Below are 25907 nucleotides of genomic sequence, written 5' to 3' on the forward strand. Positions count from 1 at the left end.
TGCACGAAAAGGCTTGAAAGGGATTTTGGGAGTTCCCATTTCTCGATTGGGACGCCGAAAGGGTCCCGCGGAAAGGGCGGATCGGCTTTTCGAAGAGGCCGTCTTTTCCTTCCCAGAATGTCGCTTCAATGGAGGACTTCAGATGCGTCAGTATGATTTGAGCCCGCTTTACCGTTCGACCGTCGGCTTCGACCGGTTGTTCAACATGCTCGATTCCATGGCAGGCTCGGAAAACGGCGGCCAAAGCTATCCGCCCTACAACATCGAGCGCACCGGCGAGACCGCCTACCGCATTACGATGGCCGTGGCCGGCTTCGGCGAGCGCGATATCGATATTGAATCGAAAGAGAACATTCTCACGATCAAGGCGCAGCGCAACGAGGACGAAAGCGAGCGCGACCGCGAAATTCTCTATCGCGGGATCGCTGCACGCTCCTTCGAGCGCCGCTTCCAGCTCGCCGACCATGTCGAAGTGACCGGCGCCACCCTGGAGAACGGCCTTCTGCACATCGATCTCGTGCGCGAGATCCCGGAGGCCATGAAGCCGCGCAAGATCGCGATCAGCGGTTCGGACAAGTCCGAAAAGCAGATCGATGCGTCGGTTGCGACCAGCAAGGCCGCCTGACACCCCGACCCGACCTCCAGTCATCGGTCGAAGGTGCCCCGGAAGGGGCGCCTTTTTTGTTGGGCGGGATTTTATGCGACGGGCCAAAGCGGCCGGCATCCTGCGACTTCAACGCGGGGCGGGATGATGAAATCGGCTCTTGTCGGTGCGGAGAGGGTCGTGCTGGATTTCTCCAGATCCGATTGTCATGGCATGTCGATGGACTTTATCGAGCCGAAGATGAGTGCGCTCCCCGCCTACCGGCGCGCGCTGGAAGAAGGGTGGCAGCCTGACGATCGCAGGGCCGACGGCGCGACGCGGCAATTGAAAGAAATCGATGAAAATCCCGCGCAATTCCTGGCGCGTCTGAATGAGCGGAGCGTGCCGGACCGGCCGGTTCGCCTGCCGGACGGCTCGACGCGCGCCCGGCTTCCGAGCTTTCATTACTGGATCTGGGAAGAGGGGTTTTGCGGCCGCATAAGCGTTCGCTGGCAGCCCGGGACGAGCGAGCTTCCGCCCCATGTCCTCGGTCATATCGGATATTCGATCGTGCCCTGGAGACGGAACCAGGGTCTGGCGAGCGCGGCTCTTTTAAAGCTCTTGCCCGAGCTGCCGACGCTGGGCCTTCATCATATCGACCTCGTCACCGATCCGACCAATGCGCCGTCAATTCGCGTGATCGAGAAAGCCGGCGGAGAGCTGGTCGAACGTTTTCATCTGCCGGAGGGCTATGAGGATGCCGAGGCGCTGAGGTTTCGCATCGCGCTGACGTAGTTTGTCTCGCCTCAGAAACAGACAACGTGCAACGAGACAGGTTTGCGTGCCCGGAGACGGGGCGCGCATTTAATCGACCGTCCGATGTGGCTTCTTCGGCGGCTGCCGAAGTATCCCGCTCTTAAAGTCTGGCGCCGAGGAGTTCGACGAAACGGTCGACCTCGTCTTCGCTGGTCTGGAAATTGGTGATGAGGCGCACGAGGATTTCGTCGTCGCCTTCCTCGATCTTCAGGCCGTGGGGACGCGGCCATTCCAGGAAGACGGCGCCGGCCTTGCGCAGGAAGGCTGCCTGTTCGCGGCCCAACAAGGCAAAGCTCTCATTGGTCTCGCTCGGCCAGGCGAGGCGGGCCTTGTCGGAGCTTTCGATGCCGGCACGCAGCCGCTCGGCCATGGCATTGGAATGGGCGGCGAGCCGCAGCCACAGATCGTCGGCGAGATAAGCCTGAAACTGGGCGGCGATGAAGCGGGTCTTGGAGAAGAGATGGCCGGCGCGCTTTCTGAGATAGGGAAGCTCGGCCGCCATCTTCGGGTCGAAGAAGACGAGGGCTTCAGCGGAGACGCAGCCGTTCTTGGTGCCGCCGAAGGAGAGGATGTCGACGCCCTGGCGCCAGGTGATGTCGGCCGGGTTCTCGCCGAGATTGACGAGCGCATTGGCAAAGCGCGCCCCGTCCATGTGCACGGGAAGGCCGCGCTCATGGGCGATGGCGGTCAGCGCCTCGACCTCCTGGCGCGTATAGATGGTGCCGACCTCGCTCGCCTGCGTCAGCGACAGCGCCATCGGCTGGCCGGCATGGACGAAATTGGGCGCAAAGCGCGACACGGCATCCTTGAACTCGCCCGGATCGATCTTGCCGAGCGGGCCGTCGAGCTGCATCAGCCGGGCGCCGCCCGTCTGGAATTCCACCGCACCGCATTCGTCGACGACGATATGGCTTTCGCGGTGGCAGAAGACGGCGCCGCCGGGCTTGTTGACGGCGGCGAGCGCGAGCGCGTTCGACGAGGTGCCGGTGCCGACGAAGAAGACGGCCACCTCACGCTCGAAAAGCGCGTTGAAGCGGTCTTCGACGGCGCGGTCGAGGGCGCTCACGCCATAGGCGTCGGCATGGCCGGCCGCCTGATGGGCGATCGCTTCCACGATTTCCGGCGCGGCGCCGGACCAATTGTCGCTGGCAAATTGCATCTTGGCGGCTTAGGGCCGGCGCGCGTCTTGCGCAAGGGGGTGCGGCAGCCTGCGACGCCGGGACGGGCGCTCGGGGGGCGGCCGTTTCGAGGTCTTCGCGGCAGAAAACGGGGGGCTTGGAGAGTTCTGTCGATCGCGAGCGGTTTTTCTCGATGTTTCTCGGCTGTCTCTTGGCTGTTTCTCTGTTGCTTCGGGCGGCGTTGCCGGCGCCTTCCTCAAGGTGATGTGCGAAAGCCCGGCCGCGGCCGCAGGCTCCCGCGCGACCGGCCAAGTCTCCGCCTCGGGCTTTGACAGACGAGCCCGCGAGGAACCCGGCAGGAGAAGTCATTCAGGATCGGGGAATTTTGGCGAAGTCCCATCTCTCCTTTGACGGGGCGGGAAATTCTGGCATAGACGGTTGGCGAAAGCTGCCCAGCCGCCGCCGTGAAGCTTCTCTCCACGACGGAGAAGCTTGCCACGGATTTCACCCTGCGGTGCCGGCGACGACGCAACAGCTCCGTTCGGCCTTCGAGCGGTTCGGAGAGTCGACTTGTCGTCTCTTGCAAAATTTGAGATGGTGAATGGATAGGACAGGCCTTCTGTCCTAGTTGGTGGAGGGCGCCGGTCCCGGGATCGCCGACAACGACGACGGGGCACCCAAGGGCAGAGCGAAGGGCATTCCGCTCAACCCGAATGTGCCCAACCAGTTAAGTATGAGCTACGGCGTTGAGCCGATTGCTCGAGCCGCATGTCCTGAACGAGGCGTGCGACCCGAACGGAAGAGGTGCCCCGAGACGAAGGGTTTCGGTGCGGGGCGAGATGGCGGAGGCAGGCCGTGACGATGGAACCTCACCTCAAGAGCGAGCGGATGCGCGCAGCAGCCGAGGCGTTTGAGCGCGCGGAGCGCGTGCGCGGGGCGCGAAAAACGCCGGCCGCCGGCAAAGGTCTTCTCGATCCGCGCGGCGAGCGCGACGCCTGCGGCGTCGGCTTTATCGCCGATCTGAAGGCGCGGCCTTCGCACACGATCGTCGAGCACGGCCTCAAGATCCTCAACAATCTGACGCATCGCGGTGCCGTCGGCGCCGACCCCGAGGTCGGCGACGGGGCGGGCATGCTGATCCAGCTCCCCGACGAATTCTTCCGCGCCGAGGCGGAGGCGCATGGCTTTTCGCTGCCGCCGCTCGGCCGCTATGCCGTCGGCGTCATCTTCATGCCGCAGGACGCGGAGCTGCGCCGGCATCTGGAAGGCGTCGTGGAACAGGTGGTGGCCGAGGAAGGCCAGACGGTTCTCGGCTGGCGCGACGTGCCGGTCGACAATGCCTGCCTGTCGAAGGCGCAGAAGATCCGTGCGGCGGAGCCCGTGCACCGGCAGGTGTTCATCGGCGCGGCCGACGGGCTCGAAGACGACGATTTCGAGCGCCGTCTCTACATTCTGCGCAAGATCATCTCCAACCGGGTCTTCCACGAGAGCGACGGGCGCGACAAGGGCTTCTACATCGTCTCGATGTCGAGCCGGACCGCCGTCTACAAGGGCATGTTCCTCGCCCATCAGCTCGGCGAATATTACAAGGACCTGTCGGATCCGCGCTTCGCCTCGGCGCTGGCACTCGTGCATCAGCGCTTTTCGACGAACACGTTCCCGTCCTGGAAGCTCGCCCATCCCTACCGGATGGTCGCCCATAACGGCGAGATCAACACGCTCAGAGGCAACGTCAACTGGATGGCGGCGCGGCAGGCGTCGATCTCCTCGCCGCTTCTCGGCTCCGACATCGATAAATTGTGGCCGATCTCCTATGAGGGGCAGTCGGACACGGCCTGCTTCGACAATGCGCTCGAGTTTCTGACCATCGGCGGCTACGAGCTCGCCCATGCGGCGATGATGCTGGTGCCGGAGGCCTGGGCCGGCAATCCGCTGATGGACGAGAAGCGGCGGGCTTTCTACCAGTACCATGCGGCCTTGATGGAGCCGTGGGACGGGCCTGCGGCGATCGCCTTCACCGACGGACGCCAGATCGGTGCCACGCTCGACCGCAACGGGCTTCGGCCGGCGCGCTATGTCGTCACCGACGACGGCTTCGTCATCATGGCGTCCGAAGCGGGCGTTCTGCCGGTGGACGAAAGCTCGATCGTGCGCAAATGGCGGCTGCAGCCGGGTCGGATGCTGCTCATCGACCTCAAGGAAGGCCGCATCATCGACGACGGCGAACTGAAGGCGCGCCTTTCGGAAGGCAATCCCTATCGCCAGTGGCTCGCCCGCACGCAGATCGTTCTGGAAGACATGCCGGAGGTCGCCTCACGCGCGCCGACGACGGCGGCCTCGCTGCTCGATCGCCAGCAGGCCTTCGGCTATACGCAGGAAGACCAGAAGATCCTGATGGCGCCGATGGCGGTGACCGGCCAGGAGGCGATCGGCTCCATGGGCACCGATACGCCGGTCTCCGTGCTCTCCGACAAGCCGAAGCTGCTCTACACCTATTTCAAGCAGAACTTCGCCCAGGTGACGAACCCGCCGATCGATCCGATCCGCGAAGAAATCGTCATGAGCCTCGTCTCCTTCATCGGGCCGCGGCCGAACCTCTTCGATCTGGAAGGCCTTTCGGAGCGCAAGCGCCTGGAAGTGCGTCAGCCGATCCTGACCAATGCCGATCTCGAAAAGATCCGCGGCATCGGCGATATCGCCGACAACCATTTCCTGACGAAGACGCTCGACATCACCTACAATGCGAGCCTCGGCGCCGACGGGATGGAAGATGCCCTCGACCGTCTCTGCCAGCGTGCGGAAAAGGCGGTGCTGGAAGGCTACAACATCATCATCCTGTCGGACCGCCTGGTCGGGCCGCAGCGCATCGCCATGCCGGCGCTTCTGGCGACGGCGGCCGTCCACCATCACCTGATCCGCAAGGGGCTCAGAACCTCGGTCGGTCTCGTGGTGGAGACGGGCGAGGCGCGCGAAGTGCATCATTTCGCGGTGCTCGCCGGCTATGGGGCCGAGGCGATCAACCCCTATCTCGCCTTCGAGACACTGGCGCAGATGCATGAGCGCGGCGACTTCCCGGACGTCGTCGATGCGCGCGAAGTGGTGGAACGCTTCATCAAATCCGTCGGCAAGGGGATTTTGAAGGTGATGTCCAAGATGGGCATCTCCACCTACCAATCCTATTGCGGCGCGCAGATCTTCGATGCTGTGGGCCTGTCTTCGGCCTTCGTCGACCGCTTCTTCTTCGGCACGGCGACGATGATCGAAGGCGTCGGTCTTGCAGAGATCGCCGAGGAGACGGCACGGCGCCACCGCCTCGCCTTCGGCGACGACCCGGTTCTGAGGCGCACGCTCGAAGTCGGCGGCGAATACGGCTTCCGCATGCGCGGCGAAGACCATGTGTGGACGCCCGATGCCGTGGCGCATCTGCAGCATGCGGTGCGCGGCGAAGGCTTTGAACGCTTCCGCACCTTCTCGGAGATGGTCAACGGCGAGGCGGCGAAGCGGCTGACGATCCGCTCGCTGTTCAGAATCCGCGAGGCGGAAGCCATGGATCTGGAGCCGGTGCCTCTGGAAGAGGTCGAGCCGGCTGCCGAGATCGTCAAGCGCTTCGCCACCGGTGCGATGAGCTTCGGGTCGATTTCGCGCGAGGCGCATACGACGCTCGCCGTCGCCATGAACCGGATCGGCGGCAAGTCGAACACCGGCGAGGGCGGCGAGGAGCCGGAACGCTTCGTGCCGAAGCCGAACGGAGATTCGGAGCGTTCCGCGATCAAGCAGGTCGCCTCCGGCCGCTTCGGCGTGACGACGGAATATCTCGTCAATTCAGACATGATGCAGATCAAGGTGGCGCAGGGCGCAAAGCCCGGCGAAGGCGGCCAGCTGCCCGGCCACAAGGTCGATGCGGTAATCGCCAAGGTCCGGCATTCGACGCCGGGCGTCGGCCTCATTTCGCCGCCGCCGCATCACGACATCTATTCGATCGAGGATCTGGCGCAGCTCATCTTCGATTTGAAGAACGTCAATCCGGCGGCCGACGTGTCGGTGAAGCTCGTCGCGGAAGTGGGCGTCGGCACGGTTGCGGCCGGTGTGGCCAAGGCGCGCGCCGACCACATCACCATTTCCGGCTATGACGGCGGAACGGGCGCCTCGCCGCTCACCTCCATCAAGCATGCGGGCTTGCCCTGGGAGATCGGCCTTGCCGAGACCCATCAGACGCTGGTGCATGAGGGGCTGCGTTCGCGCGTGGCGCTGCAGGTCGACGGCGGGCTCAGGACCGGCCGCGACGTGATCGTGGGGGCGCTGCTCGGTGCCGACGAATTCGGCTTCTCGACCGCGCCACTGATTGCGGCCGGCTGCATCATGATGCGCAAATGCCATCTCAACACCTGCCCGGTCGGCGTCGCCACCCAGGACCCGGTGTTGCGCAAGCGCTTCCGCGGTGCGCCGGAGCATGTGATCAACTACTTCTTCTTCGTTGCCGAAGAGGTCCGCGAGATCATGGCGGCGATGGGCGTGCGCAAGCTCGAAGAGCTCGTCGGACGCTCCGACCGCCTCGACACGATGCCGCTCATCAAGCACTGGAAGGCGAAGGGGCTCGATTTCTCCAAGCTCTTCTATCGCCAGGACGCGCCTGACGACGAGGTCCGCTGGACACGGCGCCAGGAGCATCCGATCGAGACGGTGCTCGACCGCAAGCTGATCAAGGAAGCGGCACCGGCGCTCGAACGCGGCGAGCCGGTGCAGATCGATGTGACGGTCGCCAATCTCGACCGTTCCGTCGGTGCCATGCTGTCGGGTGAGATTGCCAAGCGCTACGGCCATGAGGGCCTGCCCGACGACACGATCGTGGTGAAGATGAAGGGAACGGCCGGCCAGTCCTTCGGGGCGTTTTTGGCCCGCGGCGTGACCTTCGACCTCGAGGGCGACGCCAACGATTATGTCGGCAAGGGACTTTGCGGCGGGCGCATCGTGGTGCGGCCGGCGGAGGGTTTCCAGCTGCCGGCCGAGCAGGCGATCATCGTCGGCAATACGTTGCTTTACGGCGCCATCGAGGGCGAGTGCTACTTCTCCGGCGTTGCCGGCGAGCGCTTCGCCGTCCGCAATTCCGGGGCGATCGCGGTCGTGGAAGGCTGCGGCGACCATGGCTGCGAATACATGACGGGCGGCATCGTCGTCGTCATCGGCGAGACGGGCCGCAACTTCGCGGCCGGCATGTCGGGGGGCATCGCCTATGTGCTCGACGAGGACGGCTCGTTTGAACGGCGCTGCAACCTCGCCATGGTCGAGCTCGAACCGGTGCCGGAGGAAGAGGCGCTTCTGGAAGAGCTGCACCACCATGGCGGCGACATGGAATGGCACGGCCGCGTCAACGTCTCCTCCAACATGAACACGCATGACGAAGAGCGGCTTTTGACGCTCATCACCAACCATCACCATTACACGGGCTCCAAGCGTGCCAAGCACATCCTGGAGAACTGGGCGGACTTCCGGCCGAAATTCGTGAAGGTGATGCCGGTCGAGTATCGTCGTGCGCTGGTCGAGATGGAAGAACGCCGCATGGGCGGCGGACGACGCATCGCGGCGGAGTGAGGCAAAGGTCGGGGCCGGCGACAGGCCGGCCCATCAAGACAGGTGCGGAACGCGCGACGAGAGACACGCGAGCGAGGGCGACGCGAGTAGGGCATGGGGCCGATCTGCGGGCATTTGCCCGCCAGGCGGAACTGGAAATCCAAAAAAGGCTGCGGCATGAAGCCTGACCGGATCGAGGCGGGACCTCCGGCGGCGGGCTTTCGGCACGACGATTGCGAGCGCGGCAGCGGGAATGACGGGTGAAGCGTAGTTATGGCTAAAGTCACAGGCTTTCTGGAGATCGATCGGCAGGAACAGCGCTACCAGCCGGCGTCCGACCGCATCCGGCATTTCAAGGAATTCGTCCTGCCCTTGCCGGAGCCGGAAGTGCGCCGGCAGGCCTCGCGCTGCATGGATTGCGGCATTCCCTATTGCCACGGGCCGACGGGCTGCCCGGTGCACAACCAGATCCCGGACTGGAACGATCTCGTCTGGCAGGACGATTGGGAGGAGGCCGCACGCAACCTCCATTCCACCAATAATTTTCCCGAATGGACCGGCCGGATCTGTCCGGCACCTTGCGAAGAAGCGTGCACGCTCAATCTCGAAGACGCGCCCGTCACCATCAAGACGGTGGAGCAGGCGGTTGCCGACAAGGCTTTCCAGGAAGGCTGGATCCGTCCGCAGCCGGCGGAGCGAAAGACCGGCAAGCGCATCGCCATCATCGGTTCGGGACCGGCGGGCATGGCGGCCGCCCAGCAGCTGGCGCGCGTCGGCCACGACGTGCATGTCTATGAGCGCGAGCCGAAGGCCGGCGGGCTCTGCCGCTACGGCATTCCCGACTTCAAGATGGAAAAATACCATATCGACCGGCGCGTGACGCAGATGGAAGGCGAGGGCGTCATCTTCCATTACGGCGTCAATATCGGCGTGACGACGCCGATGAAGGAACTCGTCGACGAGCATGATGCGGTGCTGATCGCCACCGGTTCTGAGCGGCCGCGCGATCCGGGCATCGGCGGCATGGAATTGACCGGCGTGCATTACGCCATGCCCTATCTCATCCAGTCGAACCGGCGCGTGAACGGCGAGCCGGTGCCGGAGATCGACCATCCCGACGACATCTGGGCCGGGCGCCGGCACGTCGTCGTCGTCGGGGGCGGCGACACGGCGTCGGACTGCGTCGGCACGGCTTTCCGCCAGGGCGCGATTTCCGTCACGCAGCTCGATATCCGCGCCTGCCCGCCGGAGAAGGAGAACAAGGCGCTCGTCTGGCCGTATTGGCCGACGAAGCTTCGGACCTCCTCCAGCCAGGCGGAAGGGGCGGAGCGCGAATTCCAGGCGGCGACGCTCGAATTCGTCGGCAAGAACGGCGTTCTGACCGGGGTGAAATGCGCCCGCGTCGATGAAAAACGTCAGCCGCTCGAAGGCACGGAATTCATCCTCAAGGCCGACCTCGCCTTCATCGCCATCGGCTTTGCCGGACCTCTGGAAGACACCTTCGTCAAGGAATTCGGCGGCGCGCTGAAGCAGGACCGGCGCACCAACATTCTCGCCGACGAAAAGAGCTATCGCACCTCGGTCGACAAGGTGTTCGCGGCCGGCGATGTGCGCCGCGGCCAGTCGCTGGTGGTGTGGGCGATCCGCGAGGGCCGGCAGGCGGCACGCTCGATCGACCAGTTTTTGATGGGCGAGACCTCGCTGCCGCTGTAACGGCGGAGGCGAGGGACGATCTGGCGCCAGAGGTGGGCGCCAGAGGTGAAGGTGGCCGGGGTTCTGGTGCTTTTCGGCGCGTGAGGCCTATTCGGCGGCGGCGGCGGCTGCGCGTTCCGCCGCTTCCGGATTCTCGGCCTCAGCTTCGGGCGAGGTGTCGGCCGAAGCACTTTCATCGCTTTCGGCCGGCTTGTCTGCAGGATTTTCAGATGACGTTTCGGGTGCCTTGTCAGTCGGCTTGACGGGCGGCGTGCGCCGTTCCGGCGGCCAGCGGTAATCGTCGATGCGGCCGGCCGGCGGCGGCGTGCCGGCGATCATTTTGGCAAGCAGGGCGTCGGCCTCCGGCTCGACATCGCCTTCTCCGGCCGCTTTTTCGGCCGTCTGGGGTGCCGCCTCGGCGGGCGAGGAGCGCGGCACAGCGGCCGTTTCGTCCTCTCCTGCAGACGCGTCCTCGTCGCTGCCTTCCTTGTCGGCGCCTGTCGGCTTTTCGGCGCTGATCCGGGGCGTATAGGTGGAGAGACCGCCGGCATTGCCCAAAATCAGCTTATCGATCGGGATCATGGCGCTGATCGCGGGACGGGCTTCTTTCTCCGCCGCGGCTTCGCCCTCTTCGAGCGAGGCCAGGAACGGCGAGCCGGTCTTCAGGATTTCCTGCAGATCGCGCTCGATGAAGAAGGCGAGCTTGCGCTGGCCGGCGCGGGTGAAATTGAGCCCGTCGCCGACGCGCAGCTGGCGGTTCTGGCCGTTCATGTCCGGGCCGGAGGAGACGTATTTGCCTTCGTCGTCGGCAAAGCCGTTCCACACATCGACGAACTTCACCGGCGAATCTTCCAGCGTCTCGCGATAGATGGAATTGAAGGCGCTGTAATCGCGCGACATGACGGAGGAGGCGACCGGCACGAGGCCGACCCAGATGCCCGGCTCGCCGCTTTCGGCGATGACATTGGCGAGTTTTGCGACGCGGTCGCCATAGGCCTCGTTCCATTCGTCGCCGCGCACGGCGAGCTTGCCGATCTCCTGGCGGTCGTTGCCGCCCAGCATGACGACGACGGCATCCGGCTTGTGCTCTTCGATGAGCTCGGGAAGCCGCGCCGGCCAGTCGTAGAAATCGTCGCGCACCAGGCCCGAGGAGCCGTTGGCGGCCTGGATGATCATGACTTTCGGGTTTTCCGCGAAGGCTTCGTCGAGGCCCTTGGCGAGGCTGCGGGCGAAGAAATCGCCGACGACGAGGACGCGCTTGGCGTCTTCCGCCTTTTCCACGATGTCGACCTGCGGCTCCACGGGCGCGCGCGGCGCGCTGCGGCGCGTCGACCGGCGCGGGGTGGAGCGCTGCGGGGCGCGCTGGCGCGTCTGCGGCTCCTGGCGCTGCGGCTGGGCGTTGCGCTTTGGCCCGAACAGGAAGCGGAAGAGGGAGGGCTGGCGGTCGTTCTGGGCGACGACGATCGCCTCCGCCGCCGCGGCACGCGAGGTGACGCCATCCATCTCCGCGCCGAGAAAGGCGAGAGCGGCGAGGCCGATCACGACAGCTGCAAAGATCCTGCGCATTTCATGCTCCCGCGCCTGGCCGGTTCGTCCGGTCGATCACCCGGATCGACGGTGGCGGCGCCTTTCGGCTTTGCGCCGAGGCTTCATCGTGGCGCAGCACATGACGCGAACCGGCGCGGCGTTCAAGCCGCTCGTTTGAAGGCCCATGTTAGCGTGGCTTCCGGCGCGGCAAAAGCCGCCGTGCAAGGCCGACACGAGAAAGACGACTTGAGAAAGAAGGGGATCCCGCCTCAGGCGGCGCGCATCGCCGCGCGGGCCTCCCAGGCGAGCGCGTGTTCCAGGATCGTTTCGAGATTGGAGAAGCGCGGCTGCCAGGCGAGCGTTTGCAGGATGCGGCGCGGATCGGCGACGAGGCTGACGATATCGTCGGCCCGGCGGGCGCGGGCGCGCACATCGAGGACTTTGCCGGCGATCCTTTGCACCGCGTCGATCACTTCGAGCACGGAGTGGCCCTGGCCATAGCCGCAATTGACGGTCACGCTTTCGCCGCCGGCTCTGAGATAGGCAAGGGCGGCCAAATGCGCATCGGCGGCGTCGGCGACATGCACGTAATCGCGGATGCCGGTGCCGTCCGGCGTGTCGTAATCCGTGCCGAAGACGGGCACGTATTCGCGCCGGCCGAGGGCTGCCTCGAGCACGATCTTGACGAGATCGGTGGCGCCGACGATCGCATGGCCGACGCGGCCCGACGGATCGGCGCCGGCGATATGGCCGGTGCGCAGGCTGACGCTCTTCAGCCCATAGGAGGCGCCGGCCTCAGCGAGCATGCGCTCCGCCGAGGCCTTGAAGACGGCATAGGGCGTCAGCGGCTCGAGCGGCGCGGTCTCCGGGACCGGATTTTCGGCAGGGTGGCCGTAAACGGCGGTCGAGGAGGACAGAACGATGTGTTCGACGCCGTTGGCGACTGCGGCGGCGATCAATTCGCGCGTCTTGATCGAGTGGTTCAGATAATAGCCGAGCGGATCGGCGACGGAATCGGCAACGACGAGGGCGCCGGCGAGATGCAGGACGGCATCGACGCGGCGCGTGCGCATGAGATGGTTGAGGAGAAGGCGGTCGCCGACATCGCCGATGACGAGTTCGGCGCCTCTCGGCACCGCCCATTCATAGCCTGTGGAAAGGTTGTCGAGGACGACGACGTTCTCGCCCTCGTCGCGCAGCGCGAGCACGAGCTGGCTACCCAGATAACCGGCGCCTCCCGTTACCAGAACGCTCATGCGCGCCCGTCCTCTCTCCTGCTGGCCTTCACTTTTTGCGGCATCGCCTAGGTTTTGAGCCAACGCGCGCCGCCCCGACCCGCCTGGACTAGTGCGGGACGCTTATTCTAAACGGGTGTCGCGCTTGTCCGTACCCGAAGAGGTTCCCGTGGTTAACCGGATCAGAAAAGCCGTCCTGCCTGTCGCAGGCCTCGGCACACGATTTCTTCCCGCTACCAAAGCCGTGCCGAAGGAGATGCTGACGATCGTCGACCGGCCCGTTCTGCAATATGTGGTCGACGAGGCGAAGGCGGCCGGCATCGAGCATTTCGTCTTCGTCACCGGGCGCGGCAAGGGCGTCATCGAAGACCATTTCGATATCCAGCCCGAGCTCGAAGACACGCTGAAGGCGCGCGGCAAGAATGCCGAGCTCGACGTGTTGAAGGCCGAATTGCCGCCGGCGGGCGGGACGAGCTTTACCCGCCAGCAGGCGCCGCTCGGTCTCGGCCATGCGATCTGGTGCGCGCGCGAGATCGTCGGCGACGAGCCGTTTGCCGTGCTTCTGCCCGACATGCTGATGCGTTCAGAACCCGGCTGCCTGGCGCAGATGATGACGGCCTACGAAAAGCACGGCGGCAATGTCATCGCGCTTGAAGAGACGGTGCCGGAACAGGTGCACAAATACGGCATCGTGGCCCTTGGCGAAGACGACGATGTCGGCGTCGAAATCACCGGCATGGTGGAGAAGCCGAAGAAGGAAGAGGCGCCCTCGACCTTCTACATTTCCGGCCGCTACATCCTGCAGCCGGAGATCTTCAAGCTTCTGGAGACGACGAAGCCCGGCGCCGGCGGCGAGATCCAGTTGACCGACGGCATGAAGGCTCTGTCCGAGAAGCAGCGTTTCACCGGCGTGCGCTTCCGCGGCGTGACCTTCGATTGCGGCGCGAAATCCGGCTTCCTTGCCGCCAATGTCGCCTATGCGCTCGACCGCGAGGATATCGCGGACGATTTCAAGGCGGAGCTGAAGAAGCTCGGCAAGGATTGGCTGAAGGGCCTCGTCAGCTAGTTTCGCCGATCACGGCGGCGCCGCTTTATACGGGCGCCGCTGTATCAGGGGGCGCCGCCTAAGGGATGCGGGAAGGTCGGAGGCGTTGGCGTCTCGGACCTTGCATCCCTCGTTGCTCGCTTCACCGGGGCGGGCGGCCTCTCGTCTGCGGCGCTCGGAGGTCTCCTTCAAGCCTGAGGACGACATAAGCGGCGGGGGTCGGACGGGCGCGATGCGGATTCCCAGAACCACGATGGAACAATGGGCCGTGCTGCAGGCCGTCGTCGAGAATGGCGGCTTCGCCCAGGCCGCGGAACGGCTCAACCGCAGCCAGTCCTCGGTCAGCTATGCCGTCAGCCGCCTGCAGGAGCGGCTCGGCGTCCAGCTGCTACAAATCGAAGGCCGCAAGGCTCGGCTGACACCGGCCGGACGCAGCCTGTTGGCGGAGGCCAATCCGCTCATCGACGATCTCAGCCGGCTGGAGGATCGCGCCCGGTCGCTCGGCACGGAAGAAAGCCAGGTGCGCCTTCGCGTGGACAGCATCTTTCCCCGTCAGAGGTTGTTCGGCGCGTTGCAGGTGTTTGCAGAAGACCATCCGCATGTGGAGGTGGAACTGCGCGAAAGTGTGCGCGTGCCCGAGCCCGATCGTGCCTCCGACGATTTCGATCTCGCCATTTCGCTCTGGCAGCCGGGACGCGCCGACCAGCATCCGCTCATCGACATCCCGATGCTGGCCGTCGCCGATCCCGGGCATCCGCTGGTTCTGAGGTCCGGCGGCGCCATCACGCCGGCGACGCTGGCGCGCCATCTGCGTGTGGCCATCAGCGGCGACGGCGCGGTCATGGCGAGCGAGGGGCTGTCGCCCTCCGATGGCCGCACCTGGGACGTGAACAGCCTGGAGGCCGGTGTGGAGGCTGTTCTCAGCGGTTTGTGCTGGGGCTGGCTGCCCGAACATCTCGTTGCCGCGCATCTGGCGGCGCGGCGGCTGGTCGAGCTCGATCTCGTCAGCGGCAGCCGCAGGGTCATCCCGCTTGCGCTCAGCTGGGCCGACGAGACGCGGACCGGCAAGGCGGCCCTGGCACTGGGCCGCCTGTTGCTCGACGGACCGGATCAGGTCCGGCTGGCGTAGCCTTCGGGCAAGTCCCCGGGCGCCACCGCGACGACGGTTTCGTCGTCGACGGCGCAGGTCTCCAGAAAGGTCACTTTCGCGAATTCGTCGATGACGAGCTTCGGATAGGTCGGGCCGGCATCGCGGAAGGCGCGCATCTCGTCCAGATGCTCGTTCTGGAAGCACACGGTCTTCTTCGGATCGCGGGCGATCCATTGCGGAAAGAAGATGACGCCGTGGAGCTGGCGCTCGGCAAAGTTCACCGACACGCTGACGGAGGTGCCGGTCGGCTCATCCCAGGACACCTTGAGCACGTCGTCGGAGAGACGCGCCAGATGCACCTTCTGATCGCGCACCCAGCGACCGCCGACCATGCCGCTATGGATGCGGTAGTCTATGGTGTCGGCGTTCTTGATGTACATCTCGTACTGCCAGCCATTGTCATAGGTGTAGATGAAATGGCGGCCGAGGAACGGCTTGAGTTCTTCCGGTCGGGTGGAGGAGTAGTCTTCGCTCATATCTCGAAATCCCATTGCTGTATGGGTCTGAGGTAAGTTCTTGAAATTCGAATAAAAAGTTCGAAATTCGCGGCGATATGATCGAAAAATCCGATGGGTCTGGCTTTGCCGGGAGGTGGGACGAGATGGGTTCGGGCGCCGGGGCATGCAGGGGTGGTGAGTTTCAAGCCGGGATTTTCTGGCGGCGCGGAAATCGGGGAAACCCCTCCCCTGCCCCCTCCCCTGCCCCCTCCCCGCAAGGGGGAGGGGAAGAGGCCGTGGCATGGGCTTCTTCCGTCAATCCTTAGATTCTGGCCCGAGAATCTGGCCCCAGTGTCTGGCCCCACATTCTGGCCCGAGATTCTGGGATGAGATTCTGGTGCGCCTCGGAGGCTAGCGCTTCAGGCGGAGGCGGACGGAGACGGTGTTGGTTTCCACCGTGTCGCCCGGATCGAGGATCTTGCGCTCATAGGTGTAGCGGCCGACGAGGGCGGCGTAGCGGTTGAGGTCGTAGACGAGGCCGCCGAAAGCGGTCCAGGTCGTCTCGGTCAGATCGACGCCGTGGTAATCGCGGTAATCGAGGCCGAGGCCTGCCTCTGCGAAGAGATTGTGGCGCATGCGCCGTTCAAGCGTCAGATCGGCGGAATGGATGACGGAGCCCGAGGCGCCCTCGATCGTCGTTCCCTCCGTCGTCGTGGCGAGGTCGAGGCGGACATTGGTGAGGCGGCGCGGCGACCACAGAAGGGCGGCCGTCGCGAGCGGCGCGTCGAGATCTTCAAAGCGCGGATCGTCGTAGTTTTCGTGGCGATAGCCGACGCCGATCTCGCCGGCGAGTTTCGGCGAGAGATTGACGATGACGCCGCCGGTCAATTCGCCCCAGCGGCTGTCGCGGCGATAGCCGGCGGCATCCGTGCTCTCGTCGTAGCGGGTGGTGCCGAGACGCGTCTCTACGAAAGGCTCGAGCGCCGGCGAGATGAGATAGCTCGCGCGCCCGGTCAGGGCGTAATCGTTGTTGTTGCGGTCTTCCTGGCTGATCGTGGCGCCGGAGGCCGTGGTCACGTCCTCATAGGTTTCGCGCTCGAAGGAGCCGCGCAACGACATGCCGAGACGGTTGAAACGCTGGGTGACACCGAGAGCGGCGTTGTAATTCTGTTCGGCCGGCCGTTCGACGGCGGCGGAAGGCGTGTCGGGATCGGTGAAGGATTCCAGCGTGTAGAGATAGCCCGCCTCGACATTCAATTCCGTGTCGGAGCTGATGTCGTAACGGCCGGTGAATTTCGCCTCCGCCTCGCGGTCGTCGTTGGCGTGGTCATCGTAGAAGCTCGCCGTGCCGCGGAGATCGAGTTCGACGGCGTGACGGTCCCAATCGGATTGCAGGTTGAGGGTGGGGGCGACGAGGCCGCCCGCCTCCCAGGATTGCTGTTCGTCGCCGTCTGGATTGTCGGAGGCGATGACGCCGAGATCGAGCGTCGGGCGGAGGACGAAGGTGCTGAGGCGCACGCCGACCTGCGCATAGGGATCTTCCGCCTCTTCCTCCTCCACGACGCGGCGGATGAGACGGCGGCCGTCGAGCTGCGGCACGGGCGTGGCACGGCGCTGGCGCGGTTCCGGCTGAGGCGGCGGCGGGGGCCCGGCAAGCGGGGGGCCGATCGGTTCATCCGGCCTCGGTCCGAAGGGCGGCGGGCCGATGGGCGCGTCGGGCGTGGGATAGGGCTGGCCCGGCGGCGGAGGGGGCGCGGATCTCGCTTCCCGCCCGGTCGCGTCGCCCGCGTCGCCGCTGTTCGCTTCGCCGCTATCCTGAAACAGCGTGTCCTCGTCGGCCGCATCGCTGCCGCGCAAGGTGAAGTCGGTGGGGGCTGAGGTTTCCTGCGCGCGAACGGGACCCGCCTGCACGAGGAGAAGTGCGGGACCCAGGACGCCGATCAATGCGGCGGAAGCAATGATGGCCGGCAGGCGCACGCGCATAGGCTTTCCCGTCCCGCGACGCGCGGGACATGCCTGCCAAGCGGTAAACGCTTATAGTTAACGCAAGGTTTTGCGCGGTGAGTTTCCGGTTCGTCGGCGGGGGGTTAATCGTGGCTGAGCGGGGCTTCCGGCTCCACCAGCAAAAGCGCCCCGTCGGCACCGACGATGCGGATGCGTCCACCTGCCGGCGTGTCGGGCCCGCTCACCCGCCAGACGCTGTCGTCGATGCGGATGCGGCCGGAGCCTTCCGCAATCGGCTCCGTCAGCGTGAAGGTGCGGCCGTGGAGACGGGCGGTGCGCAGGTTGAGGTGCGGATCGCTCGACGGCGCGTCGCGATAGCCGAAGAAACGGCGGCCGGCGAGAGCGGCGACCACCGACAGAACGGCAAAGCCCAGGATCTGCAGCTGCCACGGCCAGGAGATGGTGACGGCGCTCACCCCGATGATGAGCGCGGCGACGCCGAACCACAGGAAGAAGAAGCCGGGGGCGAGAACCTCTACGCCGAGAAGGACGAGACCGAGGATCCACCAGCTCCAGCCGCCGAGGCTTTCGATCGCGGCTTGGATCATGAGATGTCACCGGACGTTTCGGGCCGCTGGCCGGTGAAGGGCACGCTGCCACTGCCACTGCTGCTGCTGGGGCTGCTGGCGCGGCCGCCCCGCACGGGATGCTCGTCCTTGTCGGCAAAAGCTTCGCGGGCGATTTCGGTGATGCCGCCGAGCGCCCCGATGACGGCGGAGGCTTCCATCGGCATCAAGAACGTCTTCTGGTTGGGCGAGGTGGCGAAGGCCTTGAGTGCGCCGACATATTCCTGCGCGACGAAATAATTGATCGCCTGCACGTCGCCCTTGGAGATGGCTTCCGAGACATAGGCGGTCGCTTTCGCCTCGGCTTCGGCCTCGCGCTCGCGCGCTTCGGAATCGCGGAAGGCGGCCTCGCGCCGGCCCTCGGCCTGGAGAATGAGCGACTGCTTTTCGCCCTCCGCCTTCAGAATGGCGGCCTCGCGCAGGCCCTGTGCCGTCAGGATCGAGGCGCGCTTTTCACGCTCCGCCATCATCTGGCGGTTCATGGAATCGATGAGATTGCGCGGCGGATCGATGTCCTTGATCTCGATGCGGGTGATCTTCACGCCCCAGGGGCCGGCGGCCGCATCGACCACTTTCAGAAGCTTGTCGTTGATCTCGTCGCGCATGGAGAGGAGCTGATCGAGATCCATCGAGCCCATGACGGAGCGGATGTTGGTCATCGTCAGATTGACGATGGCGTTTTCCAGGAAGTTCACCTCGTAGGCGGCGCGCGGCGCATCCATGACCTGGAAGAAGGTGATGCCGTTCACCGTCACCGTGGCGTTGTCGCGGGTGATGACCTCCTGGCTCGGCACGTCGAGCACCGTCTCCATCATGTTCATCTTGGCGCCGACGCGGTCGATGAAAGGCACGATGACGTTGAGGCCGGGCGACAATGTCCTGGTGTAACGGCCGAAGCGCTCGATCGTGTAATTGTGGCCTTGCGGCACGGTCTTGACGCTCGCGAAAAGAACGAGCGCGATCAAGACGACAAGGACGATGACGACGATATCAAAACCACCGAGCATGGGTGTTACTTCTCCTTGGGGCCGCTGCGAGGCCGTCTTCCTCTACATGGGAATGGCGGGCCTGAAGCGCCAATCTTTGCGGGCAATCTTGCCGGCTAAGGGCGGTAGCAGATTTCCGTTAATCGAACACGACGGGGACGATCACATCGCCGAGATGCGGCCGGGCGGGGTGCTGTGTTTCCACTTGGTCGGGCTAGTCGGGCCACTCCTCCGCCGGCCAGTCCCGCGATTTGTGGATGATGCGCAAGATCACGACGGTTTCGAGGCCCGCCGCCTCCCGGAGCTCGTAGGCGATGATCAAGGGCAGACGCGGAACCGGCTTTTCATAGGTTCCTGTCACGCGACCGGGTCGCCCCGTCGCCATCTCCCCAAGGACCTTGCCCGCCTCTTCGATCCGATCGGCAACCAGCCTCGCGGCTGCCGGGCGGTCTTTGGCGATGTGCCTGACCTGCTCCTTGACGTTGTCCAGCGCTGCGCGGGACCATGTGACCGGCCGCTTCAAGCTTTGCCCGTTTGCTTTTCGGCTTTGGCCTCCGCGATGACGGCGTGGATTTCCGCCATTGCCTCATCATGGGGGATCACGCGACCGGCCGCGGCGTCGGCCTGGCCGCGCTTGATGCCGTCGATGATTTCAAGCTCACGCTCGACATAGGCGGCGACCGCTTCGCCGGCGAGGAAGGACCTGCTCCGCTGTGTCTCGGTCGCAATGCGCGTGAGCTTTTCTTTCACATCGGGGCGAACCCGAATCGTCATGGTGGTGCTGGCGGTCATGGATGCGCCTATGTGCTAGGATGTGTACACTCTAATACACACCCGTGGCCGCCGCCATCGCCTTTGACGCCGACGCGCAAGTCGGACGAGAACTCCCTAAAGCCAGCCCTGCAATTCGCGCATCACGACCGTCTTGATGACGTGCATGCCGTGCTTGGAATCGTTGAGGCAGGGGATGTGGCTGAAGTTTTCGCCGCCATGTTCCTCGAACGTCTCGCCGACGCCGATGGCGATCTCTTCGAGCGTCTCCAGGCAGTCGGAGACGAAGCCCGGATTCATGATGGCGAGCGATTTCACGCCTTCGCTCGCAAGCCTGGCCGTCGTCTCGTCGGTGTAGGGCTGCAGCCATTCCTCCGGGCCGAAGCGCGACTGGAAGGTGGTCAGAAGGCGGTCTTTCGGCCAGCCGAGACGCTCCGCTAGGAGGCGCGTCGTCTTGTGGCAATGGCAGTGATAGGGATCGCCCTTCTCGAAATAGGATTTCGGCAGGCCGTGATAGGAGGTGATGACGACCTCCGGCGTGAAGTCGAGCCCGGCGATGTGCTCTTCGACCGATTGGGCGAGGGCGTCGATATAGGCCGGCTCGTCGTGCCAGGGCGGCGCCGTGCGGATCGCCGGCTGCCAGCGCATTTCCTTCAAGGCATCGAAGGTCTTGTCGTTCACCGTCGCGGTCGTGGTGGCGCTGTATTGCGGGTAGAGGGGAACGATGAGGACCTTCTCGCAGCCCTTTTCCTGCAGCCCGGTCAGCTTTTCGGCGATCGACGGATTGCCGTAGCGCATCGCCCAATCGACCTCGATGCGGTCTTCGGCGGCGAAATCGGCGGCGAGTTTTTCGCCCTGGCTGCGGGTGAAGGTGCGAAGAGGCGATTCATTCCTCTCCTTGTTCCAGATCGTGGCATAGGCCTCGCCGCTCTTTTGCGGGCGCGTCGACAGGACCATGCCGTTGAGGATCGGCCACCACAAAAGACGCGGCGTTTCGATGACGCGACGGTCGGACAAAAATTCCTTCAGATAACGGCGCATCGGCCAGTAATCCGTGCCGTCGGGCGTGCCGAGATTGACGAGCAGGACACCGATGCGCCCGGCCCGCACGGGCGGGTGATCCGACGGAAGGACCATTTCCTTCATGTCATTGCGTCTGGAATCGGAAAAACTGGAAAAAACGGGCCGGTCCAGCACTACGGCTTCCCTCGTTCTGGCATCAGGGCCAAGATAAGATTCTACGGCGCACCTTCCACCTGTCTGCGCATGGCGTCACCGAATTGTGCAAGATAGGTCCTGGCACGGGCGGAGCCAATGGAGCATTGGGTCGAAAAACGCATAATCCTGAAATTCTGTATAATGATTGTCCGAACAGGGGAATGAAGCCATGGCTTCAACGCTGCGGTGGTTTGCCGCGTTCGTCATCGCGTTCTCGCTTCAACCGTCCTTTGCGGCGGCCAAGGACGTCTCCGTCACCTTTCTTCTCGTCAACGATGCCGACCAGATGGCCGGATCGAGCGAGATGCGCGGCGGCTATGCCCGGATCGGCGCCGTGGTGGCACGCGAACGCGCTGAACGCGATCACGTCATCTTCGCGCATGCGGGCGACGCGATTTCGCCCTCGCTGATGGCGGGCTTCGACGAGGGCGCGCATATCATCACGCTCCTCAACATCATCAAGCCGGACGTCTTCGTGCCGGGAAACCACGAACACGATTTCGGCCCGGAGGTCTTTGCCAGGCGCATGGGGGAGGCGGAGTTTCCCGTGCTCGCCGCCAATCTGCGCGATGAGGACGGCAACAGGATCGGCGCGATCGCCGATACGCGCATGATCGAGGCGGACGGCGTCAAGATCGGCATCGTCGGGCTCACGGCGGAGGATTCCTATCAGAAGTCGAGCCCCGGCACGCTCGAAATCGCGCCGGCGCTTGCGACCGGCGAAGACGCGGCCGAGGCTTTGCGTGCCAAGGGCGCCGATTTCGTGGTCGCCGTCGCGCATGCGGGCCGCGAAGTCGACCGGGCGCTTTTCCAAAGCCGCGCCTTCGATCTCATCCTCTCCGGCGACGACCACGATTTGATGGTTTTCTTCGACGGCAAGACGGCGATGGCGGAATCCAAGGAGCAGGGCGAATACGTCACCGCCGTCGATGTGCGCATGGGGATCGAGGAGAAGGACGGCACGCGCACGCTTTCGTGGTGGCCGGAATTTCGCCCGATCGATACTGCGGGCGTCATCGGCGACAGCGCCGTGCAGGCGAAGATCGACGAGTTCCAGGCCGATCTCTCCAAGGAGCTCGACGTCGCCGTCGGCAAGACCAAGACCGGGCTCGACAGCCGCCGCGCCACATTGCGCACCGAGGAGGCGGCAATCGGCAATCTCGTCGCCGACGCGATGCGGGCCGGCACCGCGGCCGATGTCGCGATCACCAATGGCGGCGGCATTCGCGGCAACCGGACCTATGAGCCGGGCGCCACGATCACGCGGCGCGATATCCTGACCGAGCTGCCTTTCGGCAATGTCACGGTGAAGCTCGAGATTTCCGGCGCGGCGATCTTGGAGGCGCTCGAACACGGATTGGGTGACGTGGAAAATGCCAGCGGCCGCTTTCCGCAGATTTCCGGCATGCGCGTCACGGCCGATCTCACGAAACCCGCGGGCGAACGCGTCGAGGCCGTGGAGATCGGCGGCAGGCCGCTCGATCCGGGCGCGGTCTATACGCTCGCCACCAACGATTTCATGGCGGATGGCGGCGACGGCTATGTGGCGTTGACGAAGGGGCACGCCCTCATCAACGGGCGCGACGGCCGGCTGATCGCCAATGACGTCATGGCCTTCGTGCGTTCCGCGGGCGAGGTGGCGCCCCGGCCGGAGGGGCGGATCACCTTCCTCAAGGGCGATGCGGCGCGTGCGCCCAAAGATTAGCGCGCCGAACGTCCCCCCATGCGGAAGTGCGCTTGACACCCTCCGGGGCCACACCCTAAATGCGCGTCGCTTGCGACCGTTTTCGGATCGCGGCGGGGCCGTAGCTCAGATGGGAGAGCGCTGCAATCGCACTGCAGAGGTCAGGGGTTCGATTCCCCTCGGCTCCACCAATTTTCTTCCCGTCTCTCCTCTTTAATGACCTCTCGGCGCGCAGCTTTGCCGCGCATGAGGTTGCCTTGGTCGCCGCATCGCGTTGTCGTTCAATGGAGGACGATCTCGGTGAGGGTGCGATGAGGAAGAAACCTGCCAGCATGAAAGCGCTCGAAGAGCTCGGGCGGGTGCGGCTGTCGCAGAATTTCTTCCTGCGCGATTTTCTCTATTCGGAAATCTCCGGCTTTTACGGACGGCCGAACGTGCCCGACGATCCCGATCTGATGATCGCGGCGGGGCGGCGGCTTTGCGAGGAGCTTCTTGAACCGATCGAGGCGACGTTCGGACGGATCGCCATCCGCTCGGCCTATCGGGCGCCTGCGCTCAACGCCTTCGGCAATGAGAACAAGCTCAATTGCGCGCGCAACGAGACGAGCTATGCCGGGCATATCTGGGACCGGCGCGGGCCTCAAGGCGAGATGGGGGCTACGGCCTGCATCGTCATCCCGTGGTTTGCCGACCGTTATGCCGCCGGCGCCGACTGGCGCGCGATGGCGTGGTGGGTGCACGACCATCTGCCCTATTCGGCGATGGAGTTCTTTCCGAAACTCGCCGCCTTCAACCTGACCTGGTCGGAGCGCCCGGCGCGCACGATCTCAAGCTACATTCCCCCGAGAGGCTATCTGACGCGGCCCGGTATGGACAATCACGAAGGCCGTCATGGGGAATGGTACGAGGGGTTTCCGCCGCTGACGATGCCGGGATAGAGCCCGCGCCCGGTTTCCGCAGGTGCGAAAACGAAAACGCCCGGGGGCCATGCCCCGGGCGGTGCTTTTTGAAGGCGCGGTGACCTACTGCTGCTGCGGCAGGGCGTAGGCTACGAGCGCGTCGCCGATCGGCGTTTCCATGAAGTGGTGGCCGCCCGCCATGATGACAAGATATTGCCGGCCGTTCGCCTCATAGGTCATCGGCGTCGCCTGGCCGCCTGCTGGCAGAACATCGCTCCACAAGGTCTCTCCCGTCTCCATATCGATGGCGCGGATGAGATTGTCCGTCGCCGCGGCGACGAAGATGATGCCGCCGGCGGTCACCACCGCGCCGCCATTGTTGGGCGTGCCGATGGTGATCGGCAGCATGGAGGGGATGCCGAAAGGCCCGTTGGTGCGCGCCTCGCCGAAGGGCCGGTCCCAGATGGTCTTGCCCGTCTCCATGTCGATGGCGCGGATGCCGCCATAGGGCGGCTCCTTGCAAAGGAGGCCGGTGACGGGCAGGCGCCAGCCGGCATTGACGTTGATGGCATAGGGCGTGCCGGCCTGCGGATCGCCGGCGCCTTCAGCCCCGCCGATGGCGCCACGCTCCTGGCTGCGCGGGGCCCAGCCTTTGCGCTCGGCCTCGGCGCGCGGCACGAGGCGGTTGTAGTTCGGCATGTCGTTGTAATTGGCGACGATGACGCCGCGCGAGGGATCGACCGCGATGCCGCCCCAATCGGTGCCGCCGTTGTAGCCCGGATATTCGATCCAGTGCTGGTCGGAGGTCGGTGCCGTGTAGAAGCCCTCATAGGAGGAGCGGCGGAACTGGATCCGGCACACCATCTGGTCGATCGGCGACATGCCCCACATGGAGGCTTCCGTCAGCTCCGGCTTGCGAAGCGTGTGATAGAGCGAGAAGGGCTGGGTCGGCGAGCGCTCTTCCGGCTCCACCCCGCCGGTCGGCACCGGGCGTTCCTCGACGCCGGTGATCGGCTCGCCGGTCTCGCGGTTGAGAACGTACATGTCGCCCTGCTTGGAGGGCAGGATGAGCGCCGGCACGGTGCCGTCGCCGACCGGGAAATCGACGAGCGTCGCCTGCGCGCCGAGATCGTAATCCCACACATCCTTGTGCACCGTCTGAAAGTGCCAGGCGGGCTTGCCGGTCTCCACATCGATGGCGACGAGCGAGGTCGAATATTCGCTCTCCGCGTCGGTGCGGTCGCCCGACCAGTAATCGACAGCGGAATTTCCCATCGGCAGATAAACGAGGCCGAGCTCTTCATCGCCGCTCGCCGTCGTCCACATATTCGGCGTGCCGCGGGTGTAGGTCTCGCCTTCCGGCGGCTGGCCGGTGATCTCCGGCTGCGTCATGTCCCAGGCCCAGCGCTGTTCGCCGGTGACGGCATCAAAGCCCTGGATGACGCCCGAGGGGGCTGAACGTTTCTGGCCGTCGAGCACCTGATGACCGGTGACGATGACACCGCGCACGATGGTGGGTGCGGAGGTCATGGACACCATGCCGGGGACGACCTCGCCCATGCCGCGTTTGAAGTCGACGGAGCCGTTGTCGCCGAAATCGGAACAGGGCTCGCCGGTTTCGGCGTCGACGGCGATGAGGCGACCGTCGAGCGTGCCTTCGATGACGCGCGTCGGGCAGACCTGATCGGGGGTTGCGTCAGGCACCTCGAAATAGGTCACGCCGCGGCAGGCGGCGGTGTAGGGGATCCAATCATCGGACACTTTCGGGTCGTAGCGCCAGCGCTCCTTGCCGGTTTCCGGATCGACGGCGATCATGATGTTCATGGCCGAGCAGAGATAGAGCGTGTTGCCGACCTTGAGCGGCGTCGTTTCCGCGCCGTATTTGCCCTTGGCGAGCTCGCTGTCGGGCAGGTCGCCGGTATGGTAGACCCAGGCGCGCTCAAGCTTGCCGACATTGTCGCGATTTATTTCAGCAAGCGGGGAATAGCGCCGCGCCGAATAGGTGCCGCCATAGGCCGGCCAGTCGCTGCCGACATCCTTCAAGGAGGGGTCGGCCATGGCGAGACGCCCGGCGGCCGGCAGAGGGCCCTCGACCTCCGGGGCGTTGACGGTGGCGATATAGATCCCGCCGCCGACCATCAGAACGAGAACGGCGGCGATGCCGGCAAAGGCCGAGCGCCAGGAATAATCCCAGGGCGCGAGCGGCGGCATGGCGGCAATGACGAGGACGAGAAGCACGGTTGGCGCCACGACGCGGGGCACGAGGGCCCAGCCATGGAGGCCGACTTCCCAATAGGCCCAGAGAAGCGTGGCGAAGAACACGAAGATGTAGAGCCAGGCGCCGCTGGCGCGGCCGGCCATGATCAAGATGCCGGAGGCCAGAAGGCCGAGGCCGGCGAGAACGTAATAGAAGGAGCCGCCGAGGCTCGCGAGCCAGCCGCCGCCGCCGACCAGAACGAGCCCGATGAGAGCCAGAACGAGGCCGAGAAGCCGGGCAAGCCAAAGGCCGACCGTGTTTCTGTTTTCAGATGGTGTGTTCAACGCACGCCCCCTTTTTTTCTTGCTGCCGGCCGGATGCCGGCTCCATTCGACCGGCTGCCGAGCTTTG

General features: G+C 64.9%; 19 protein-coding genes and 1 tRNA gene. 9 read left to right on the forward strand and 11 right to left on the reverse strand.

All coding sequences use genetic code 11. The features are described 5' to 3' along the window. The first annotated feature begins 142 nt into the window (after positions 1-142). On the forward strand, positions 143-625 hold the full coding sequence (locus tag BLP76_RS12035; RefSeq protein WP_092813751.1) for an Hsp20 family protein: 483 nt from the start codon (positions 143-145) through the stop codon (positions 623-625). Between the two features lie 126 nt (positions 626-751). Continuing rightward, on the forward strand, positions 752-1378 hold the full coding sequence (locus BLP76_RS12040; RefSeq protein ID WP_171904399.1) for a GNAT family N-acetyltransferase: 627 nt from the start codon (positions 752-754) through the stop codon (positions 1376-1378). 121 nt (positions 1379-1499) lie between these two features. Here the strand turns inward: BLP76_RS12040 and BLP76_RS12045 are convergent, their stop codons facing one another. Then, positions 1500-2558, reverse strand: a complete 1059-nt coding sequence (locus BLP76_RS12045) for a threonine aldolase family protein (RefSeq protein WP_092813234.1) — start codon at positions 2556-2558, stop codon at positions 1500-1502. An 820-nt stretch (positions 2559-3378) separates the two neighbouring features. Here BLP76_RS12045 and gltB point away from each other — a divergent pair. Continuing rightward, positions 3379-8106 (forward strand): glutamate synthase large subunit, encoded by a 4728-nt coding sequence (gene gltB, locus BLP76_RS12050; protein ID WP_092813237.1) that lies wholly within the window; start codon positions 3379-3381, stop codon positions 8104-8106. Positions 8107-8358: 252 nt separating this feature from the next. After that, positions 8359-9798 (forward strand): glutamate synthase subunit beta, encoded by a 1440-nt coding sequence (locus BLP76_RS12055; protein ID WP_092813240.1) that lies wholly within the window; start codon positions 8359-8361, stop codon positions 9796-9798. 87 nt (positions 9799-9885) lie between these two features. On the opposite strand, the gene BLP76_RS12060 is transcribed toward BLP76_RS12055, so the two are convergent. Together BLP76_RS12060 and galE are read right to left on the reverse strand one after the other, a co-directional pair. Continuing rightward, positions 9886-11343 carry an SGNH/GDSL hydrolase family protein gene (locus BLP76_RS12060; protein WP_092813243.1) on the reverse strand — a complete coding sequence of 486 codons (1458 nt, stop codon included), beginning with the start codon at positions 11341-11343 and terminating at the stop codon, positions 9886-9888. A gap of 230 nt (positions 11344-11573) precedes the next feature. Continuing rightward, on the reverse strand, positions 11574-12560 hold the full coding sequence (galE, locus tag BLP76_RS12065) for a UDP-glucose 4-epimerase GalE (protein ID WP_092813246.1): 987 nt from the start codon (positions 12558-12560) through the stop codon (positions 11574-11576). Positions 12561-12708: 148 nt separating this feature from the next. Between galE and galU the strand changes: the two genes are divergently transcribed. Next, positions 12709-13605: a UTP--glucose-1-phosphate uridylyltransferase GalU gene (gene galU, locus BLP76_RS12070; RefSeq protein ID WP_092813249.1), complete on the forward strand. Its 897-nt coding sequence runs from the start codon at positions 12709-12711 to the stop codon at positions 13603-13605. Between the two features lie 211 nt (positions 13606-13816). Next, positions 13817-14713, forward strand: a complete 897-nt coding sequence (locus BLP76_RS12075) for a LysR family transcriptional regulator (RefSeq protein WP_092813252.1) — start codon at positions 13817-13819, stop codon at positions 14711-14713. Here the strand turns inward: BLP76_RS12075 and BLP76_RS12080 are convergent. The 7 genes from BLP76_RS12080 to hemH all read right to left on the reverse strand — a co-directional run bounded on the left by BLP76_RS12080 (position 14695) and on the right by hemH (position 20635). Then, positions 14695-15210, reverse strand: coding sequence for a phenolic acid decarboxylase (locus tag BLP76_RS12080; protein WP_092813755.1), 516 nt, complete (start codon positions 15208-15210; stop codon positions 14695-14697). The two genes, BLP76_RS12075 and BLP76_RS12080, sit on opposite strands and share 19 nt — an antisense overlap. Positions 15211-15582: 372 nt before the next feature. Next, positions 15583-17154: an outer membrane beta-barrel protein gene (locus BLP76_RS12085; protein WP_092813256.1), complete on the reverse strand. Its 1572-nt coding sequence runs from the start codon at positions 17152-17154 to the stop codon at positions 15583-15585. A gap of 104 nt (positions 17155-17258) precedes the next feature. Further along, positions 17259-17723, reverse strand: coding sequence for an NfeD family protein (locus BLP76_RS12090; RefSeq protein ID WP_092813260.1), 465 nt, complete (start codon positions 17721-17723; stop codon positions 17259-17261). Next, on the reverse strand, positions 17720-18748 hold the full coding sequence (locus BLP76_RS12095; protein ID WP_092813263.1) for an SPFH domain-containing protein: 1029 nt from the start codon (positions 18746-18748) through the stop codon (positions 17720-17722). Before BLP76_RS12095 ends, BLP76_RS12090 begins: the two co-directional genes overlap by 4 nt. Positions 18749-18941: 193 nt before the next feature. Then, the gene (locus BLP76_RS12100; protein WP_092813266.1) at positions 18942-19250 is read right to left on the reverse strand and encodes a type II toxin-antitoxin system RelE/ParE family toxin; all 309 of its coding nucleotides are present in this window, start codon (positions 19248-19250) and stop codon (positions 18942-18944) included. Continuing rightward, positions 19247-19519, reverse strand: a complete 273-nt coding sequence (locus tag BLP76_RS12105; protein WP_092813270.1) for a CopG family ribbon-helix-helix protein — start codon at positions 19517-19519, stop codon at positions 19247-19249. Before BLP76_RS12105 ends, BLP76_RS12100 begins: the two co-directional genes overlap by 4 nt. 96 nt (positions 19520-19615) lie before the next feature. Then, on the reverse strand, positions 19616-20635 hold the full coding sequence (gene hemH, locus BLP76_RS12110) for a ferrochelatase (protein ID WP_244514567.1): 1020 nt from the start codon (positions 20633-20635) through the stop codon (positions 19616-19618). 250 nt (positions 20636-20885) lie between these two features. Between hemH and BLP76_RS12115 the strand changes: the two genes are divergently transcribed. The 3 genes from BLP76_RS12115 to BLP76_RS12125 all read left to right on the forward strand — a co-directional run bounded on the left by BLP76_RS12115 (position 20886) and on the right by BLP76_RS12125 (position 23338). Continuing rightward, a complete protein-coding gene (locus tag BLP76_RS12115) occupies positions 20886-22421 on the forward strand; it encodes a bifunctional metallophosphatase/5'-nucleotidase (RefSeq protein ID WP_092813273.1) in 1536 nt (511 codons plus the stop codon). Between the two features lie 94 nt (positions 22422-22515). After that, positions 22516-22591, forward strand: a tRNA-Ala gene (locus BLP76_RS12120). A gap of 120 nt (positions 22592-22711) precedes the next feature. Next, positions 22712-23338, forward strand: coding sequence for a hypothetical protein (locus BLP76_RS12125; protein ID WP_092813761.1), 627 nt, complete (start codon positions 22712-22714; stop codon positions 23336-23338). A gap of 84 nt (positions 23339-23422) precedes the next feature. Here BLP76_RS12125 and BLP76_RS12130 read toward each other — a convergent pair whose 3' ends face one another. Beyond that, entirely contained in the window at positions 23423-25840 is a 2418-nt protein-coding gene (locus BLP76_RS12130; RefSeq protein WP_207145366.1) for a membrane-bound PQQ-dependent dehydrogenase, glucose/quinate/shikimate family, read from the reverse strand. Positions 25841-25907: the final 67 nt, after the last annotated feature.

It is taken from the genome of Afifella marina DSM 2698, from assembly GCF_900102695.1.
GTDB classification, from domain to species: Bacteria; Pseudomonadota; Alphaproteobacteria; order Rhizobiales; family Afifellaceae; genus Afifella; species Afifella marina.

Bases quoted from the DNA above. Each gene is read 5' to 3' on its own strand.
- BLP76_RS12055 (WP_092813240.1), top strand. From the start codon at position 8,359: ATGGCTAAAGTCACAGGCTTTCTGGAGATCGATCGGCAGGAACAGCGC.
- BLP76_RS12115 (WP_092813273.1), top strand. From the start codon at position 20,886: ATGGCTTCAACGCTGCGGTGGTTTGCCGCGTTCGTCATCGCGTTCTCG.
- BLP76_RS12075 (WP_092813252.1), top strand. From the start codon at position 13,817: ATGCGGATTCCCAGAACCACGATGGAACAATGGGCCGTGCTGCAGGCC.
- BLP76_RS12105 (WP_092813270.1), bottom strand. From the start codon at position 19,519: ATGACCGCCAGCACCACCATGACGATTCGGGTTCGCCCCGATGTGAAA.
- BLP76_RS12045 (WP_092813234.1), bottom strand. From the start codon at position 2,558: ATGCAATTTGCCAGCGACAATTGGTCCGGCGCCGCGCCGGAAATCGTG.
- BLP76_RS12040 (WP_171904399.1), top strand. From the start codon at position 752: ATGAAATCGGCTCTTGTCGGTGCGGAGAGGGTCGTGCTGGATTTCTCC.
- BLP76_RS12060 (WP_092813243.1), bottom strand. From the start codon at position 11,343: ATGCGCAGGATCTTTGCAGCTGTCGTGATCGGCCTCGCCGCTCTCGCC.
- BLP76_RS12080 (WP_092813755.1), bottom strand. From the start codon at position 15,210: ATGAGCGAAGACTACTCCTCCACCCGACCGGAAGAACTCAAGCCGTTC.
- hemH (WP_244514567.1), bottom strand. From the start codon at position 20,635: ATGGTCCTTCCGTCGGATCACCCGCCCGTGCGGGCCGGGCGCATCGGT.
- BLP76_RS12085 (WP_092813256.1), bottom strand. From the start codon at position 17,154: ATGCGCGTGCGCCTGCCGGCCATCATTGCTTCCGCCGCATTGATCGGC.
- BLP76_RS12125 (WP_092813761.1), top strand. From the start codon at position 22,712: ATGAGGAAGAAACCTGCCAGCATGAAAGCGCTCGAAGAGCTCGGGCGG.
- gltB (WP_092813237.1), top strand. From the start codon at position 3,379: ATGGAACCTCACCTCAAGAGCGAGCGGATGCGCGCAGCAGCCGAGGCG.
- BLP76_RS12090 (WP_092813260.1), bottom strand. From the start codon at position 17,723: ATGATCCAAGCCGCGATCGAAAGCCTCGGCGGCTGGAGCTGGTGGATC.
- galE (WP_092813246.1), bottom strand. From the start codon at position 12,560: ATGAGCGTTCTGGTAACGGGAGGCGCCGGTTATCTGGGTAGCCAGCTC.
- BLP76_RS12035 (WP_092813751.1), top strand. From the start codon at position 143: ATGCGTCAGTATGATTTGAGCCCGCTTTACCGTTCGACCGTCGGCTTC.
- BLP76_RS12095 (WP_092813263.1), bottom strand. From the start codon at position 18,748: ATGCTCGGTGGTTTTGATATCGTCGTCATCGTCCTTGTCGTCTTGATC.